At 73.3% G+C, this 17,536-nt stretch carries 13 protein-coding genes; 7 read left to right on the top strand and 6 right to left on the bottom strand.

Annotated elements, in window-relative coordinates; all coding sequences use genetic code 11:
- The first annotated feature begins 156 nt into the window (after positions 1-156).
- Positions 157-2,556 (top strand): cation-translocating P-type ATPase, encoded by a 2,400-nt coding sequence (locus ACZ4AA_RS11950; RefSeq protein ID WP_467599474.1) that lies wholly within the window; start codon positions 157-159, stop codon positions 2,554-2,556.
- A gap of 65 nt (positions 2,557-2,621) precedes the next feature.
- On the opposite strand, the gene ACZ4AA_RS11945 is transcribed toward ACZ4AA_RS11950, so the two are convergent.
- The 3 genes from ACZ4AA_RS11945 to ACZ4AA_RS11935 form a co-directional block, all read right to left on the bottom strand.
- On the bottom strand, positions 2,622-3,428 hold the full coding sequence (locus ACZ4AA_RS11945) for a hypothetical protein (RefSeq protein WP_467599471.1): 807 nt from the start codon (positions 3,426-3,428) through the stop codon (positions 2,622-2,624).
- A 229-nt stretch (positions 3,429-3,657) separates the two neighbouring features.
- Positions 3,658-6,819, bottom strand: coding sequence for a sacsin N-terminal ATP-binding-like domain-containing protein (locus ACZ4AA_RS11940; RefSeq protein ID WP_467599468.1), 3,162 nt, complete (start codon positions 6,817-6,819; stop codon positions 3,658-3,660).
- Between the two features lie 388 nt (positions 6,820-7,207).
- Positions 7,208-8,134 carry a DUF3027 domain-containing protein gene (locus tag ACZ4AA_RS11935; RefSeq protein WP_467599465.1) on the bottom strand — a complete coding sequence of 309 codons (927 nt, stop codon included), beginning with the start codon at positions 8,132-8,134 and terminating at the stop codon, positions 7,208-7,210.
- A 395-nt stretch (positions 8,135-8,529) separates the two neighbouring features.
- Here ACZ4AA_RS11935 and ACZ4AA_RS11930 point away from each other — a divergent pair, with 395 nt between their 5' ends.
- The 4 genes from ACZ4AA_RS11930 (at position 8,530) to ACZ4AA_RS11915 (ending at position 12,108) form a co-directional block, all read left to right on the top strand.
- Positions 8,530-9,954, top strand: a complete 1,425-nt coding sequence (locus tag ACZ4AA_RS11930; protein ID WP_467599462.1) for an MFS transporter — start codon at positions 8,530-8,532, stop codon at positions 9,952-9,954.
- Positions 9,955-10,029: 75 nt separating this feature from the next.
- On the top strand, positions 10,030-10,536 hold the full coding sequence (locus tag ACZ4AA_RS11925) for a DUF2771 domain-containing protein (RefSeq protein WP_467599459.1): 507 nt from the start codon (positions 10,030-10,032) through the stop codon (positions 10,534-10,536).
- 26 nt (positions 10,537-10,562) lie between these two features.
- A complete protein-coding gene (locus ACZ4AA_RS11920) occupies positions 10,563-11,261 on the top strand; it encodes a futalosine hydrolase (protein ID WP_467600328.1) in 699 nt (232 codons plus the stop codon).
- Positions 11,245-12,108, top strand: coding sequence for a 1,4-dihydroxy-6-naphthoate synthase (locus ACZ4AA_RS11915; protein WP_467599456.1), 864 nt, complete (start codon positions 11,245-11,247; stop codon positions 12,106-12,108). The genes ACZ4AA_RS11920 and ACZ4AA_RS11915 overlap by 17 nt, the downstream gene beginning before the upstream one ends.
- Before the next feature lie 51 nt (positions 12,109-12,159).
- Here ACZ4AA_RS11915 and ACZ4AA_RS11910 read toward each other — a convergent pair whose 3' ends face one another.
- Positions 12,160-12,543 (bottom strand): cold-shock protein, encoded by a 384-nt coding sequence (locus ACZ4AA_RS11910; protein ID WP_467599453.1) that lies wholly within the window; start codon positions 12,541-12,543, stop codon positions 12,160-12,162.
- Positions 12,544-12,740: 197 nt separating this feature from the next.
- Between ACZ4AA_RS11910 and ACZ4AA_RS11905 the strand changes: the two genes are divergently transcribed.
- A complete protein-coding gene (locus ACZ4AA_RS11905; protein WP_467599450.1) occupies positions 12,741-12,992 on the top strand; it encodes a hypothetical protein in 252 nt (83 codons plus the stop codon).
- Between the two features lie 28 nt (positions 12,993-13,020).
- On the opposite strand, the gene ACZ4AA_RS11900 is transcribed toward ACZ4AA_RS11905, so the two are convergent.
- Together ACZ4AA_RS11900 and ACZ4AA_RS11895 are read right to left on the bottom strand one after the other, a co-directional pair.
- On the bottom strand, positions 13,021-13,644 hold the full coding sequence (locus ACZ4AA_RS11900) for an HAD family hydrolase (protein WP_467599447.1): 624 nt from the start codon (positions 13,642-13,644) through the stop codon (positions 13,021-13,023).
- A gap of 114 nt (positions 13,645-13,758) precedes the next feature.
- Positions 13,759-14,760: a hypothetical protein gene (locus ACZ4AA_RS11895; protein ID WP_467599445.1), complete on the bottom strand. Its 1,002-nt coding sequence runs from the start codon at positions 14,758-14,760 to the stop codon at positions 13,759-13,761.
- A 195-nt stretch (positions 14,761-14,955) separates the two neighbouring features.
- On the opposite strand from ACZ4AA_RS11895, the gene ACZ4AA_RS11890 reads away from it, so the two are divergent.
- Positions 14,956-17,514 (top strand): helicase-associated domain-containing protein, encoded by a 2,559-nt coding sequence (locus ACZ4AA_RS11890; RefSeq protein WP_467599442.1) that lies wholly within the window; start codon positions 14,956-14,958, stop codon positions 17,512-17,514.
- Positions 17,515-17,536 lie beyond the last annotated feature (22 nt).

Genomic DNA, 17,536 nt, shown 5'->3' with positions numbered 1-17,536 from the left:
GGAGTGACGGCGGGCTCCCCGACGGTCCCCGGAACGGCGTAACGGCCCCTCTCCTCCACCCTGGGCAGCATTCCCCGACGCCTCAGCTCCTCCCCAGGTCGGAACTTCGGCCCACTCGGCGGGTGAAGCCGCATATCGGCACGTACCGTCGATGGCATGACCCACACCGACGCGGGCGCCGGACTCGATCCCGTTCACCCCGTGCCCATACCCGCCTCCCGGCGGGCCGAGGGGCTGTCGGCCGCCGAGGTGGCCGAGCGGGTCGCGCGCGGCGAGGTCAACGACGTACCCGTCCGCAGCAGCCGCTCGGTGGGCGAGATCGTCCGGGCGAACGTGTTCACCCGGTTCAACGCGATCATCGGTGTCCTGTGGCTGATCATGCTGTTCGTGGCCCCGTTCCAGGACAGCCTGTTCGGATACGTGATCATCGCCAACACCGGGATCGGCATCATCCAGGAATGGCGGGCCAAGAAGACGCTGGACTCGCTCGCGGTGATCGGCGAGGTGAAACCGACCGTCCGCAGGGACGGGGTCGCCGCCGAGGTGAGGTCCTCGCAGATCGTGCTCGGGGATCTCATCGAGATCGGACCGGGCGACAAGGTCGCCGTCGACGGAACCTGCGCCGAGGCCGACGGACTGGAGATCGACGAATCACTGCTCACCGGTGAGGCCGACCCCGTCGTCAAGCACACCGGGGACGCGGTGATGTCGGGCAGTTTCGTGGTCGCGGGAAGCGGCGCGTTCACCGCGACCAAGGTGGGCCGGGAGGCGTACGCGGCCCAGCTCGCGGAGGACGCCTCCCGGTTCACGCTGGTCCACTCCGAGCTGCGCAGCGGTATCTCCACGATCCTCAAGTACGTGACCTGGATGATGATCCCGACCGCCATCGGCCTGGTCATCAGCCAGCTCGTCGTCAAGCAGCACGGCTTCAAGGACTCGATCGCGCGGACCGTCGGCGGGATCGTCCCGATGGTCCCCGAGGGGCTGGTCCTGCTCACCTCGGTCGCCTTCGCGATCGGCGTCATCCGCCTTGGCCGAAAACAGTGCCTCGTGCAGGAGCTTCCCGCCATCGAGGGCCTCGCCCGCATCGACACCGTCTGCCTGGACAAGACCGGCACCCTCACCGAGGGCGGCATGGACGTCACCGAGCTGCGGCCCCTCGACGGCACCGACGAGTCGTATCTGCGCAAGGTCCTCGGCGCGCTCGGCGAGTCCGATCCCCGGCCCAACGCCTCCCTCCGGGCGATCATCGCCGCCTACCCGGACAACGAGGAGTGGCGCTGCACCCAGTCCCTGCCGTTCTCCTCCGCCCGCAAGTACAGCGGCGCCGGGTTCAGCGAGGGCAACGGCGAGTCCAGCACCTGGCTGCTCGGCGCCCCCGACATCCTGCTGCCCGCCGGGGACACGGCGCTCACCGAGACCGAACGGCTCAACGAGGCGGGACTGCGGGTGCTGCTGCTCGCGCGGACCACCAAGGACCTCGACGACCCGGAGGCCGCCGCGGCCGCCCGGCCCGCCGCGCTGGTCGTGCTGGAGCAGCGGCTGCGTCCGGACGCGGCCGAGACCCTGCGCTACTTCGCCGAGCAGGACGTCAAGGCCAAGGTCATCTCCGGCGACAACGCGGTGTCGGTGGGCGCGGTCGCCGGGAAGCTGGGGCTCACCGGCGAGGTCGTCGACGCGCGCGGGCTGCCGGCCGAACCGGCGGAGATGGCGGAGTCCCTGGAGAAGGGCACGGTCTTCGGCCGGGTCACCCCGCAGCAGAAGCGGGACATGGTCGGCGCCCTCCAGTCGCACGGGCACACGGTGGCGATGACCGGCGACGGCGTGAACGACGTGCTGGCCCTGAAGGACGCCGACATCGGGGTGAGCATGGGCTCGGGATCCGAGGCGACCCGCGCCGTGGCCCAGATCGTGCTGCTGAACAACAGTTTCTCGACGCTGCCCTCGGTGGTCGGGGAGGGCCGCCGGGTCATCGGGAACATCACCAGGGTCGCGACGCTGTTCCTGGTGAAGACGGTGTACTCGGTGCTGCTGGCCGTGCTCGTGGTGTGCTGGCAGGTCGAGTACCCCTTCCTGCCGCGTCATCTGACCCTGCTGTCCACCCTGACGATCGGCATCCCGGCGTTCTTCCTCGCCCTCGCCCCCAACAAGGAGCGGGCCCAGCCCCACTTCGTGCGGCGCGTGATGCGGTACTCGATCCCGGGCGGGGTCGTGGCCGGGACGGCGACCTTCGTGATGTATCTGATCGCCCGCCATCACTACACGGGCGCGGGCTCCCTGGAGGCGGAGACGAGCGCCGCGACGCTGACGCTGTTCCTGGTCTCGATGTGGGTGCTCGCGATCATCGCCCGGCCCTACACCTGGTGGCGGATCTGCCTCGTCGCCTCGATGGGCGGGGCGTTCCTGCTCGTGCTCATGGTGCCGGGGCTTCAGCACTTCTTCGCGCTGAAGCTGGTCGGCGCGACGATGCCGTGGATCGCGGTGCTGATCTCGGCGGTGGCGGCGGCTGTCCTGGAGTTCCTCTGGAGATGGGTCGACCGCCGCGTTCCCGCGTAGGGACCGCCGTGGAACGCGGGAGGTCCCCGGCCCTGGGGCCGGGGACCTCCTTGGCGCATCAGGTGTTACTGCACGTCCACGTAGTCACCCGTGGCGCTGACGGCCGGGGTGGTCGTGGTGCCGGCGAAGCTGTAGCGGAAGTAACCGTCGGCGGTGGCCGTCGTGGTCGTCTTCAGGTTGCCGGAGCTGTCCGTCTTGATCGTCTTGAGGGTGGTGTAGGTGCTGCTGCCCGCCTTGCGGAACTGAAGCTTCACCGACTGGGTGCCATAGCCGTAGTACTTGGCGCTGTCCCAGCTCGCGCGGGTCAGGGCGCCGGTGACCGTGACGGTCTTGCCCTTCTTGACCGGCTCCGGAGAGGCGTCGACGGTCAGCTTGGAGTAACGCTGGAGGTTCAGGGCGCCCAGGTCGCCCTTCCACTTGATGTTGTTCTCGTTGTTGACGTCGACGGCGAGCGCGCCGACCTTCCACGCGCCGGCCTCGGCGGAGGTCAGGTCGTCGTAGTCGGCGCCGGGCACCGGACGGAACTGGATCTTGGCCGTGCACTTGAGCACGGTCGAGCTGGAGGCGGTGCAGGTGCCGCCCTCGTCGCCGCCGAGGATGTCGGTCGGGTCGGTGATCGACGTGCCGCGGTAGAGCACCGGGCCGCTGTCGAAGGCGCTCTTGCTGATGTTCGAGGGGTGCGTGACCGTGTAGGTCGCGCTGACCGTGACCTGCGCCGAGGCGCCGACCACGATGTTCTTGCCACTGTTGATCACGACGTTGGAGAAGGTGACGCCGGAGACCGGGTTGCCTGCGGCCTGCGCGGCCGGCACGGCAAGAGCGGAGAGGGCCAGGGCGCCGGTGACGGCGGCCACGGTGGCTCGTATGCGCATGGGGTTCCCCAGGTGGAGAAAGGGGGTCCCGGAGGTGGTCGTTCCTCACGGCTCGTCGTCTGCACGGGACCCAAGTGATCGGTGAGTCTGTTGACTCAAGGTGTGAGATTAGTGAGGGGTGCGACAGGTTGTACGGGTGGGGTGAGGGAATCGGAGTTTTTAGGTCCGCATGACGCGGCGATGACGAAACCCAGAGAGAAGCCCGGGCGCCGGAGCCGGTCGTTCCGGGTCAGTCGAACCAGCGGTCCCTGGCCAGCTCCTCCGTGCGGGACGGGTCCTCAAGCAGCGCGGCCACCTCGAAGCGGCGCGGCCACTGCCCCGCCGACCAGGCGAGTCCGGCGGCGACACCCTCCAGCGTGGCGGCGTGCAGCACCCCGTCCCGGGAACGGCGCCAGTCGAGCTCGGTGCCGTCGACCACGAGCTCCTCGTGCTCCACGTACGAGGCGGGGGTCGCGGGGCCCAGCAGGACCCGTACGGACTCCGGTACGTCGTGCTCGGCGCCCTCGGAGGTGACCTCGCCGGTGACGGACTCGCTGAGCCGCCGCACCTGGAACAGTTCGGCGAGTTCGGCGGCCCGCGAAGGCGGCACCGGCAGCAGCGGCACCCCGCCGGTGAAGGCCAGCAGGTCCGGGGAGTCCACGACCACCGCGTCGGCCGCGTCCACGACCCGCACCTCGCCGTCCACGACCGCCCTCAACTCCTCGGGCAGGGTCACCTGTTCGGGGTCGAGATCGGCCAGCGCGCCGTACAGGGCGTGCAGTTGGGCTCCGGTGACGTGGCGGTCGGGGTCGGCGAGCCGGTCGAGCAGTTCGGCCGCGCCGCCCGGCTCGTCCAGCAGGGCGGCCACGGACGTACGGACGCCGAGCGCGCGCAGGACCTGCTCGTCGTCGAAGCCGGTCGCGTCGGCCTCGTCGTACAGGCCGCGCAGCAGCGGATCTCCGCCGGCGGCCCGCAGACCGGCCGGTCGGCGCCCGCCCAGCACCGGGTGCCCGCGCAGCCACCACGCCGTGTACGGCCGGACGATCTCGTGCGTGCCGTCCGGGAGCAGGACGCGCACCTGCTGGATGATCGCGTCCCGCAGCGGCGGCCGGGAGAGCAGCGCGAGGGCCTGCGGCCAGTGGTCGTCGTCCACCAGGTCCAGATCCCGTACAGCCACGATCTCGGTGGCGACGGGCGGCACCGGCGAGTCGGGCAGCCGGTCGAGGACGTCCTCGCACCACACGTCCACCGCGTCCAGCAGACCCGCGTCGTCGGGCTCGGCGAAGTCCGCGTCCCGCGGCTCCAGTTCGTCCGGATCGAGGACGACGTCGGTGGCGCGCACCAGGGCGAAGCCCGCGAGGACACCACAGGCGGCGAGCGGCTGCTCTCCCCAGCGATCGGCCAACTCGTTGTCGACGAAGGCGAGTTCATCCTCGCGCATGATCCGGGCGAACGGGCTCTTGGGCAGCACGAGTTCACCGGCGGGCGCGAGTTCGCCCTCCTCGTCCGGCAGGGCGAGCGCACCGAGCCAGGGCTCGTCACCGGGTTCGAGCGCGGCGTCACGGACCAGCGCGAGGACGGTGTCCGCGAGCTCCTCCGCGTCCAGGGTGTCCTCGTCCCAGGCCCCGCCGTCGTCGTCGAGCGAGGCGGCGACGGCGGCCCGCACCTGCGGAGTGGTGAGCACCGCGCGCGGCGACGCCGGCAGGGCGCCCAGCTTCTCCAGGAGCGGGTGGGCCGCGTCCGGGTGCGCGACCTTGAGGCCGAGACGGGCGAGCGTGCCGGGGGCCACCAGGGATTCCCCCGCGGTGGGCAGCAGGATCTGGCGGGGCCCGATCGTCGTCCGGCCGTCGGCGAGCGGCACCGGCAGTCCCGACAGCCGGTCCGGGTCGACCCCGGCGAGGCTGTCGTACAGGCGGTGCCACCACTCCGGGTCCTTCTCCAGACCGGCCAGCCGGTCCACGGCCTCGGTCAGCGCGACCCGGGCGACGCCCAGCGTGCGCAGTTCCACCCGTCGTTCGAGCCCGGCGGGCAGCAGGCCGGTCAGCACCTCGGCGAGCACCCGGACGGTCTCGGCGCCCGCGCCCTCCACCACCTCGGCGTCGCGCGGCCGCAGGGCAGCGGGGTTCTCCGCCGCGCTGCTCACGGGCCAGTCCTCGTGGGCGTCGACCGGGAGCAGCCGGTCCGGCGGGGCGGCGGGCGGCAGGAACGCGGTGCGCGGCAGCCGGTCCAGGATCGCCTGCCGCAGCGCTCCGTCGAGTTCGCCCTTGCCGAGCGGGCCGGGCACCAGGTCGATGATCCCGGTGTCCACCGGCCGCCAGGAGGCGAGGAGCTCGGCGTAGGCGTCCGCCGCGCGCTGCACCAGGAACTCCGTCAGCGGGCCGGGGGCCGCGTGGCGGCGGGTGGTGTCGAGCGGGAAGGAGGCGATGAGGAGTGCGGGCACGCCGAGGGCTTCGTCGCTCGGGGTCGGCGCGTGCACGACGGGGCTGGTACGGGGCCGGGCCGGGGCTCCGTCGGCGCCGACCGGGACCGCCCAGGTCACCGACCACCGCGGACGCAGCCGTTCCTCGACCGGGCGGTCGGCGAGCAGGGCGGGGTCGAGGGGGCCGTGCGCGGCGACGGTGCGGTAGCGGGTCGTGCCGTCGCGGGAGTCCTCGATGACGGTGCCGTCCTCGGCGGCGGTGCGGCGCAGGGTGCGGACCTCGTCGTCGCCGATCTCGACGACCACTTCCTCCAGGCCGGGCAGGGCCAGCAGGAGGGCGTCGTCGACGGTGCGCAGGAGGCGCTCGGCGAGATCCTCGGCCGCGGTGTCGCGCAGCGGCAGGATCACGGCGGTGTCGTACGGGCCGGGGGCGGTGCCCTCGGCCGCGAACGGAAGCCTCAGCAGCGGGACATGGCCGTCCCGGCGGCGGATCTCGTCGCCGAGTCCGTGGCTGTCGGCGGCGGTGCCGGCGGCGAGGTCGCGGGCCTCGGCGAGCGACCAGCGGACGCCGCCGCCGCGGCCGACGACGGCGGGCTCGTCGGTGACGGCGAGGACCGCGGCGAAGCCGACGCCGAAGCGGCCCACGGCCGTGTCGGGGGCGTCCCGCTTCGCGGAGGCCCTGAGGGTGGCGAGGGACTCCACGCCGACCGTGTCGAGGGGGGCGCCGGTGTTGGCGGCGACGAGGACGCCGTCGCGGAGCGTGAGGCGGAGCCGGCCGGGGGCGCCGGCGCGGGCCGAGGCGTCGGCGGCGTTCTGGGCGAGTTCCACGACGAGTCGGTCGCGGTAGCCGCCGAGGACGAGGTCCTCCTCGGCGTTGGCGTCCTCGCGGAACCTGGCCGGGCTGGTCGCCCAGGCGTCCAGCACTCCGCGGCGCAGGCGCGCCGTGCCGAACGGGTCCGCACCCTCGGCAGCAGGCCGCACGAACTTACTCACGGGTTCACTCTCCCTCTCGCCTGGCGCGACCGCGAATGCTGCACCGGGCCGCGGCATGAAGGTACCGCGCGGTTCGCTGCGCGGGCCGTCGCGGGTTGGGCCGGTGGGTGGGTCGGGGCCGTGCCGGTGCCTCAGCCCGTCGCCGTCGGACGAGGCGTGACCGTCGGTGGCGACGGGCATCGATGTACCGGCCCGCCCCCTCACGCCGGATCCCGGCTGGTTTCAGCCCCTCCGGCGTTTGAGGAGCGGGGGTCCGGGGGCGGCCGCCCCCGGGTTCGGGTCGGGTAGGGGCGGAGGGGGCGAAAGAAGGCTGTTGGCGGGGCCGGAGAGACGCGGCGAACACTGGCTCCCCGGGGATGAGTGGCGCCGGTTCCGGCCCAGGGGCCAGTTACGAGTGGCCCAGCTCCGCCTCGGAGTCGTCCGTCGTCGACGGGACGGAGCCCGAGTCGGGGGACGGACGGAGCGGGAACGGGTCCACCTGGGTCTCGTCGATCACCGGAAGCGGCGGCCGCGGCGGCGTCGGCATGACGGCGGCCTCGGAGTGCCCCCCGCACCCGTACGCGAGCGACACCACACGCCCGTCCGCAGGCGAGAACTCATTCGCGCAGACACCGAACGCCTGCCCGAGCGAACCCCCGATCCGGTTCAGGAAGCCGCAGCTGACACACGTCGCGGGCGCGGCCTGCGCCATCGCGGTCTTGGCCCCGTACGACTCCTCCCAGCGGTCGGCCGCGACATGCAGCCCGTACCGGGAGAGCACCCGGGCCCGGCGCAGCCCCAGTTCCTCGGCCACGGAGGCGATCGAACCCCGGCGCGGGACCATCGGCAGCTGCGCGGGCGTCCCCGCGGTCACCTCCGCGTCCTCCGCCTCCACCAGCTCGGCCATGTCCTCGGAGACCGCGGAGTTCGGCGCGGGCTCGTCCTCGCCCGAGTAGCCCGGCTCCAGCCGGAGATCCTCGGCGTCCGTCGGCAGCAGGTCCCCGGGACCCATGTCACCGGGACGGAGCCGTTCGCTCCACGGCACCCACTCCGGGGCCAGCAGGGCGTCCGTGCCGGGCAGCAGGACCGTCTCGTCGAGGGTGACGATCTTCGCCCGGGAGGCGCGGGCCACGGTCGAGGCCCAGCGCCAGCCGCGGTACCCGGGCTCCTTGCACTCGAAGTAGTGCGTGACAACGCGGTCCCCCTCGGAGACCATGCCGAGATGCTCGCCGACGACGCCCGGATAGGCGGCTTCCTCGGCTGCCGCGCGCGCGAGGTCGACGGCCTCGGCGCACAGACGGTCTGGGGTGCGGCTTCGCGTTGTCGCTGCGCTCACAGGTATCGCTTCTCTCCTACGCCGTCTCACGGGTGCGCCAGTCCTCGGCGGGGGTGCGGACGGAGCGGACCATGGGGCCGCGTCGACGTCCGCGCCCGATCGCACTCGGGCGCACCTACGCCATCCATTCTGCGGGATGGCCGAGAGGCGCGCGGCCGAGAACAATCGCCGCAGGCGCGTTACGCACGCTACCTTCTCCTGGCCCCTGGGCCCACACCGGCGGCCGTCTTCGGTGCTCCGCGCCGAGGATCTTCGCCATGCCGCGGTCCCCGGACCCCGCCGCACCCGAAGTTTCTCACCCACCCACCCGTCCCGCCCCGCCCGAAGGGCCCCACTCGGCCCCCGTACGCGCGGTAACCGCACTACGCACCCCGAACTCGGGGCACTATGACGGAGTGGCGTCCGCAAGGTCACCCCAGGGAGCAACCGGTGTCGGTGGCGCCAAGGGGAGCAACCGGAGTGGCGGATCGGGCCGGCTCGCCGGGTCCGTCCGTGCGATGGGACGTGCCCTGCACTTCCCGGTGCGCAAGACCGCGCGCGGCATCCGCAAGGCGACGCACGCCCACGGGGCGGGCGAGTCGGGCCTCGGGAAACTGATCGAACTGCACGCGGTGAACGGCGCGGGCGACGTCATGATCACGGTGGCGCTGGCGTCCACCGTGTTCTTCTCCGTGCCGACCGACGAGGCCCGCAGCAGGGTCGCCCTGTACCTGGGCATCACCATGGCACCCTTCGCCGTCCTCGCCCCCGTGATCGGCCCGCTGCTGGACCGCCTGCCGCACGGCCGGCGGGCCGCGATGGCGGGCTCGATGCTCGCGCGGGCGATGCTCGCCCTGATCCTGGCGAGCGCCGTCGTCACCGGCACCTTCGAGCTGTATCCCGCGGCCCTCGGCGTGCTCGTCGCCTCCAAGGCGTACGGCGTGGTGCGCAGCGCCGTCGTACCCCGGCTGCTGCCCCCCACGTTCTCGCTGGTCAAAGCCAATTCACGGGTCACCCTCGGCGGGCTCCTGGCCACCGGTGTGGCCGGGCCGATCGCCGCCGTGCTCCAGACACTGGGGGCCCGCTATCCCCTCTACGGCGCCTTCACGATCTTCATCGCCGGTACGTTCCTGTCGTTCTCCCTGCCCCCCAAGGTGGACTCCGCCAAGGGCGAGGACACCGCGCTGCTCGCCGCCGACGCGGACCATCTGCACGGCCCGCATCTGAAGAAACCCCCGCGCCCCGGGCTGCGGACGGTGGGCACGGCCGTCACCCACGCGCTCGGCGCCAACGCCTCGCTGCGCTGTCTGTCCGGCTTCCTGATCTTCTTCCTCGCCTTCCTGCTGCGCGAGCACCCGCTCACCGGCAAGAGCGCGGCGGTCTCGCTCGGCCTGGTCGTCGTCTCGGCGGGCGTGGGCAACGCGCTCGGCACGGCCGTCGGGGCCTGGCTGAAGCAGCGCGCCCCGGAGATCATCGTCGTTACCGTGGTGGCGTTCGTGCTGGCCGCCGCGATCGTCGCGGCGCTCTTCTTCGGCACCCTGATGGTGGCGGCCCTCGCCGCGATCGCCGGCTTCGCCCAGGCGCTCGCCAAGCTGTCCCTGGACGCGCTGATCCAGCGCGACGTCCCCGAACTTGTCCGGAATTCGGCGTTCGCGCGCTCCGAGACACTGCTCCAGATGGCCTGGGTCCTCGGCGGCGCCATCGGTATCGCGATGCCGCTCAACGGCCCGCTCGGTCTCTCCGTGGCCGCCGGGATCGTCGCCGTCGGGTGGCTGACGACCGTGCGCGGACTGCTTCGGGTGGCCCGGCGCGGCGGATCGGCCCGCAGCCGCGTCTCCTGAGCCGCGCGGGGGCCTCGTACGGCACGCCGCACCCCACGTGGGGGCACGGGTGGGCCTGCCCGATAACCTTCGGTCATGACCTCCCTGCCCCGCGGCAGAGCCGCTAATGGACAACGCGCTGCGCGCCGTCGCCGCGCCGTCGCCACGGTCGGCGCCGTTTCCGCCGGACTCCTCGCCCTGTCCGCCTGTGACAAGCCGACCCCGATGGCCACCGTCACGGTCGGCGACAAGTCGGTGAGCTCCGAGGCCGACTGCTACAACGACGGCAATGCCGTGAAGACCGCGGACCTGACGAGCTGCCTGCGGTCCAAGGACATCAAGTCGATCGACGTCGACCCCGACGCGACCGTGCGGTTCGGCGTGGACCCGAAGATCGCGGACAACGGCTGGACGATCCTGATGAACGGGCAGCAGCTGCTGCCCGAGAGCACCAAGAAGACGTACCTGACGATCCCGGGCAGCGTCTTCTTCAACCAGCAGTACGGCGCCACCGGCAGCTCGACGCTCGTCTCCATCAAGGAGGGCGACAAGACGGTGACCGGCCTGTGGTCCTTCAAGTTCAAGAAGGACTCGGACAACTGATCGCCGCCGCCGGGCCGAGGGTGCTCGTGGCCACCGCCGTCTCCGCGGAGAGGGAAGCGGTGGCCGGGGCGTCTTCCGGCACGGCGCGGGAGATACGGCTCCCGGGAGCGACGCTCCACCGGACCGGCGGGCTCGATCTGCTCGCCGCCGGTGTCGGCCCCGCTCTCGCCGCCGCCTCCGTCTCCGCCGCGCTGACGCGGGCCGCCCTCAACGGCACGCCCTACGGCCTCGTCGTCTGCGCGGGCATCGCCGGCGGCTTCCGGCCCGGGGCGCCCGTGGGCTCCCTCGTGGTCGCCGACGACATCGTCGCGGCGGACCTGGGCGCCGAGGCGCCCGAGGGGTTCCTGCCGGTCACCGAGCTCGGCTTCGGAACCGTCAGCCACCGGCCTCCCGAATCACTCGTACGGGCTGCCGCGGCGGCCACCGGCGCCGGCGTCGGAACGATCCTCACGGTGTCGACCGTGACCGGCAGCGCCGCCCGCGCCGCCGAACTGCGCGCCAGACACCCGCGTGCCCTCGCCGAGGCGATGGAGGGCTTCGGGGTCGCCGAGGCGGCCGGCGCGCACGGTGTGCCGGTCCTGGAGATCCGCGCGGTGTCCAATCCCGTCGGCCCCCGCGACCGCGCCGCGTGGAACATCGGTGCCGCCCTCGCGGCCCTCACCGACGCCTTCGGGAAGCTGACGCCCCTGCTGGAGAGTTGGAACCCTCATGAGCGCACCGACTGAAACCGCCGAAGCCCTGCGGATCGCGTACTCCCCCTGCCCCAACGACACCTTCGTCTTCGACGCGTGGGCGCACGGCCGGGTGCCGGGCGCGCCCTCGCTGGACGTGACGTTCGCGGACATCGACATCACCAACGGGATGGCCGAGCGCGGCGAGTTCGACGTACTGAAGGTGTCGTACGCCGTACTGCCGTACGTCCTCGACGACTACGCGCTGCTGCCCTGCGGCGGTGCGCTCGGGCGCGGCTGCGGCCCGCTCGTGCTGACCAAGGAGGCCGGAGCCGACCTCACGGGCCGGACGGTGGCCGTGCCGAGCGAGCGGTCGACGGCGTATCTGCTGTTCCGGCTGTGGGCGGCGGACACGGTTCCCGGCGGGGTCGGCGAGATCGTGGTCATGCCGTTCCACGAGATCATGCCGGCCGTGCGGGACGGGAAGGTCGACGCGGGACTCGTCATCCACGAGGCGCGGTTCACGTACCAGAACTACGGGCTGCACAAGCTCGCCGACATGGGCGAGCACTGGGAGCGGACCACCGGGCTGCCGATCCCGCTGGGCGCGATCATCGCCAGGCGGTCGCTGGGAGCGGAGCGCCTGCTGGAGCTCGCCGAGGCGGCCCGCGCCTCGGTCCGCGCGGCCTGGGAGGACCCCGAGGCCTCCCGGCCCTACGTCCTGGAACACGCCCAGGAGATGGACCCGAAGGTCGCGGACCAGCACATCGGTCTGTACGTCAACGAGTTCACGGCCGATCTGGGCGAGCCCGGCTACGCGGCGGTGCGCGGGCTGCTCACCCGCGCGGCGGCCGAGGGGCTGGTACCGCCCCTCGGACCGGACGCGCTGGCGTTCCCCTGATCCCCGGTCACCCGCACCGGACCTCACCGGCCTCCGGCGGCCGGGGTCCGGTCACACGTCGAGCTGGTCGGCGACCGCGCGCAGCAGGCCCGCGATCTGCTTGCCCGAGGTCTTGTCGGGGTAGCGGCCCTGTTCCAGGGTGGGCGTGATGTTCTCCAGCAGGGTCGTCAGGTCCTGGACGATGGAGGCCAGTTCGTCCGGCTTGCGGCGCTGGGCCGCCGCCACCGAGGGGGCCGGCTCCAGAAGGGTCACCGAGAGCGCCTGATCGCCGCGCTGACCGGCGACGACACCGAACTCGACACGCTGGCCGGGCTTGAGGGCGTCTACTCCGGCGGGCAGGACCGAGGAATGGACGAAGACGTCGCCGCCATCGTCCCGGGAGAGAAAGCCGAAGCCTTTCTCTGCGTTGAACCACTTGACTTTGCCGGTGGGCACGTCTGTCCTCGTCCTCGTACTCGTCGGAAACTTCTCTGGGATCGGCTCGGGTGGTTGCGGCGGCAACTGCCCGGAAAACGCCTCTGGATAGCACGACAGCGGGTCAGCCGACCCGCCGGTACCAAGGCTAATGGTCCGTCGGCTCGTGACAAGACGTCGCTGGATTGTTCCTTCGCGCAGGGAACTACCCTGGTGGAGTGCCTGACAAAACCCAAGCGAATTCCGTCGAAGCCGGTGACCGGCTGATCCGTGCCGGTGCCATCGTGTTCTTCGTCGGAGCGGTGGCCACACTGGTCACCGTGGCCCCGCTGTTCCTCGGAACGAAACCCTTTCCGTTCTACATGTTCGGCTTGAGCATGCTCATGGGGGTGGGATTCCTGCTGGCCGCGGCGGGCGTGCTCCGATCCGCCGCCGAGGGCCGCCGACGGGCCCGCGCCGCCCGTTGCTGACGGCACCCGTCCGCGGCTCCCGCCCGGTTCACCGGCGGTGGTTCTCCAGCCATGCCGGGAACTGTGTGAGGTCGGCGAGGACGACGTCCGCGCCCGCCGCGCGCAGTTCCTCGGCGTCGCACGGACCGGTCGCCACGGCCACGCTGTAGGCCCGCGCGGTGCGCGCCCCGCGTACGTCGCCGGTGTGGTCGCCGACGTACACGCTCGCGCCGTGCTCGCGGAGCGCCACCGCCTTCTGCTCGGCCCACAGGCTGCCGACGACGTCGTCCGCGTCGATGCCCAGGTGGTCCAGGTGCAGCCGGGCGTTGGGCTCCCACTTCGCGGTCACCACGACCGCGCGTCCGCCCGTCGCCCGCACCGCCGTGACGGCCTCGCGCGCGCCGGGCATCTCCAGCGTGCCGGCGATCGCGTGTTCGGGGTACATCTCGCGGTAGAGGTCGGCCGTCGCCGCTATCTCCTCGGCCGGGAACCAGTGGGCGAGTTCCTCCTCCAGCGGGGGCCCGAGCCGGGTGACCACGAGATCGCAGTCGACGTACGTCCCGGTCCGTTGCGACAGCGCCTCGAAGCAGGCGTGGATCCCCGGACGGGAGTCGATCAGGGTCATGTCGAGGTCGAAACCGACGGTCAGCGCTGGTGAGGTCATATGGGCCATTGTGCCCAGGCCGCCCCCGCCCCGGTCCAGGCGTTTTCGCCAGGGCCGCGCCACGCCTCCCGTGCCGTGCGGGTCAGGCGGCCCGCGCGACGCGGGTCCGGGGGCGTGCGGGATTCAGCGGGTGCGCTGGGAGCGCCACACCAGGTACAGGGCCGAGGTGAGCGCCGCGCCGCGGACGACGAAGGGCCAGGTCTGCGCCAACGCCTCGTTCATGTGACCCGCGGCGACGGGAGTGCCCCAGCGGCCGTTCGCGCGGCCCCAGAGCCAGACGATGCCGGCCGCGGCGGACAGTCCCGGCAGCACGAGGACGGCCCCTTTCGACTCGGCCCGGGTCAGCCGGCGCGAGCCGTAGGCGATCAGCCAGCCGAGGCCGAGGGCGAGCCAGTTGCCGAGGACGGCGCCCGCGACGAGCAGGGCGGCGGCGAGCAGGAGCAGCGGGTTGGTCCAGCCACCGAGGCGCGGCAGGAGCAGGCGCGGTCCGCGGCGGACGGGGGCGGCCTCGGCGGCCGGTTCGTCCTCGGGGGCCGGTGCCGTCGTCTCCCCGGCCGGCTCGGTGTCGGTGCCGTCCTTGTCCCCCGGGGGCGGCTTGAGCAGTTCGGGGATCTCGACGCCGCCGACGAACCCGGGCACGCTGTCGCCGAGTCCGAAGGGGCTGTCGGTCGACCGCCACCAGTCGGGCCGGGTCACGCTGTCGCCCAGTTCGGACGCGCTCGCCAGATGGGGCGGGGAGGGCACGTCGGCCCCGGCGCTCTCGGCGGGCCGTTCGGGAGCCGGACGGGGGCGGGGGACGACGCGGCGCAGTCCCTTGGGGCGTTCCTCGGGTTCGGCGGCGGCGCGCTGGGACGGTACGGCGGCCCAGGTCCTGGCGTCGGCTCCGGCGGTGCCGTCGCCCTTTCCGGCCGCCGCGACGATGGCGTCGGGGGTGCCGAGGCGGTCGAGGATGCGGCGGACGGCGGCGGGGCTGTCGGCGCCGGCTCCGGCCCGGCGGCGGTCGATCTCCTCGCGCAGTCCGGTGACCAGGCGCATGCGGGTCGACGACGGCAACTGCCGCTGCTGGGCCAGGTCGCCGACCCGGCTCAGATAGTCGAAGACCAGCTGGTCGCTCTCGATCCCCACGAAGTCCCCTCCGGGGCTGGTGCGTTGGATACCCCGCGGTGACGAAGGTACCGGTTTTCGGGTGGGCCGGAGCGTCCCGTCCGGGGCTCGGGCAGCCGTACGACGTCCGGTGGCGCGCGAGATCGCGCGGGTCGCTGACGGTTCACCGGCCAGGGGCCGGGTCCGGCGAGCGTGCCACCCGCTACCGTTGACAGGATGAGCCCCGAGACGACCGTCCCGCGGTCCCTGGCGGAAGCACTCCGCGCGCGGGACGACGCCTCGCTGTCCGCCCTCCTGAGGTCCCGGCCGGACCTGATCACCCCCGTCCCCACGGACCTCACCCAGCTGGCGACGAGGGCGGGCACCCGGGCGTCGGTCGTCCGTGCCCTGGAGCGTCTCGACCGCTTCACGCTCCAGACGGCGGAGGCGCTGGCCGTGGCGCGGGAACCGGCGACGTACGAGGAACTGCTCGGGCTGCTGGCGGGCGACGACCGGGACCCGGCGGTCACGGCGGCCTTCCCGCACGCGGTCGGGACGCTGCGCGAGCAGGCGCTCCTGTGGGGGCCCGACGACCGCCTCCGGCTGGTCCGCACGGCACGCGAACTGCTCGCCCCGTCCCCGCAGCACCCGTCCCCGACGGGGCTCGGGCCCACGGTCGGCGAGGCGACGGCCGGCATGTCGCCGGGGCGTATCCAGGAGATCGTGGCCGCGGCGGGGCTGGCGTCCACCCATGACTCGGTGTCGGCGGTGACGTCCCTCAGCGGCCTGTTCGCCGACCGCAGCCGGATGTCGGCGCTGCTCGACGAGGCTCCCGCGGAGGCCGTCGAGGTGCTGTCCCGGCTGGTGTGGGGGCCGCCGTACGGGCAGGTGACGGCCGAGCCGGCGGCGCATCTGCGCTGGCTGATCGGCCGGGGGCTGCTGCTGCCGACGGCGCCGGGCACGGTCGTGCTGCCCCGGGAGGTCGCGCTGCATCTGCGGGCGGGCCGCGCGCACCGGGTGACGGAACCGGTGCCGCCCGCGGTCGAGGCCGCGACGGTCCACAGTCCACAGGCTGTGGACGGCGCCGCGGCCGGTCAGGCGTACACGACGCTGGCGACGGTCGAGGAGCTGCTGAAGGACTGGCACGAGGGCGGTCCCGCCGTGCTGCGCGCGGGCGGCTTGAGCGTGCGGGACCTGAAGCGGACTGCGGTGGCGCTCGACGTCCCCGAACCCGTCGCCGCCTTCTGGGTGGAACTGGCCTACGCGGCGGGCCTGGTGGCCTCGGACGGAGAGGCGGACGAGCGGTACGCGGCGACCCCGGCCTACGACACCTGGCTGGAGCTGCCCGCCGCGGAGCGCTGGGCGCGGCTCGCCACGGCCTGGCTCGGGGCGACCCGCACGGCCGGTCTGGTCGGCGGACGGGACGCGAAGGACCGTACGCTCTCGGCGCTCGGCCCGAACCTCGACCGCTCCGCGGCGCCCGAGGTCCGCCACCGCGTCCTCGCCCTGCTCGCCGAACTTCCCGAAGGCGCCTCCCCCGGCACGGACTCGCTGCTGACCCGGCTCCACTGGGAGCGGCCCTCGCGCTCGGTGCGGCCCGCGCCGGACGACCTGCGGGCCCGGCTGGCCCGCTGGACGCTGTCCGAGGCCGAGCTGCTCGGGGTGACCGGGCGGGGCGCGATGTCCGCGCAAGGGCGGGCGCTGCTGGGTCTGCCCGCCCCCGCGGGCACACGGGCGGCCCAGCCGTCCGGTCCTGGCGACCGGCTTCCCGCCCACCCCAGACGGCGCCACTCCGCCGCCTCCCCCGTGTCCGCTCCGGTGCCGCACTCCCCGGCCGAGCGGGCCGCGGCGGCGGCCCGGGCCGCCGGGCTCCTGGCGCCGCTGCTGCCCGAGCCGCTGGACCACGTCCTGCTCCAGGCGGATCTGACGGCGGTCGCTCCGGGTCCGCTGGAGCGTCCGCTGGCCGACACCCTCGGGGTGCTCGCGGACGTCGAGTCCAAGGGCGGGGCGACGGTGTACCGCTTCACCCCGGCCTCGGTGCGCCGGGCGCTCGACGCGGGCCGTTCGGCGTCCGACCTGCACGCCTTCCTCGCCGCCCATTCCCGTACGCCGGTCCCGCAGCCGCTGGCCTATCTGATCGACGACATGGCGCGCCGGCACGGCCATCTGCGGATCGGGGCGGCGTCGGCGTACGTCCGCTGCGACGACGAGGCGGTCCTGAACGAGATCCTCGCCGACAAGCGGTCGCAGGAATTCGGGCTGCGGCGGATCGCGCCGACGGTGCTGGTCGCGCAGAGCGACCCGTCGAGCCTGCTCACCGGTCTGCGGGCGATGGGCTTCGCGCCGGCCGCCGAGTCGGCGGAGGGCGATGTGCTGATCAGCCGGGCGCACGCCCATCGCACCCCGCCGCGCACGGCCCCCGAGCCGGTGCCCGACGGTCCGCCGGTCCCCGACGCCACGCTCCTGGGTGCCGCGGTCCGCGCGATCCGGGCCGGGGACCTCGCCTCCACGGCCCCGCGCAAGGACGACGCGGCCACCGGCCGTCCCGGCGACGGCGCCCTGCCCCGTACCAGCTCCGCCGAGACGCTGGCGACCATGCAGGCCGCCGTGATGACGGGCGAGGCGGTGTGGATCGGCTACGTCAACGCCGAGGGCGCGGCCAGCCAGCGCGTCATCGCCCCCATCCGGGTCGAGGGCGGCTTCGTGACGGCGTACGACCACACGGCGGACGAGGTCCGCACCTATCCGCTGCACCGGGTGACGGGGGTCGCGGAGCTCGCCGACGACCCGTCGTGACCACCCGCCGGTAGGGCACACT

This window comes from Streptomyces sp. NPDC024698, from assembly GCF_055559015.1.
Note: the sequence above shows the minus strand (reverse complement) of the source record. Positions and strands in the feature narration are given on the sequence as shown.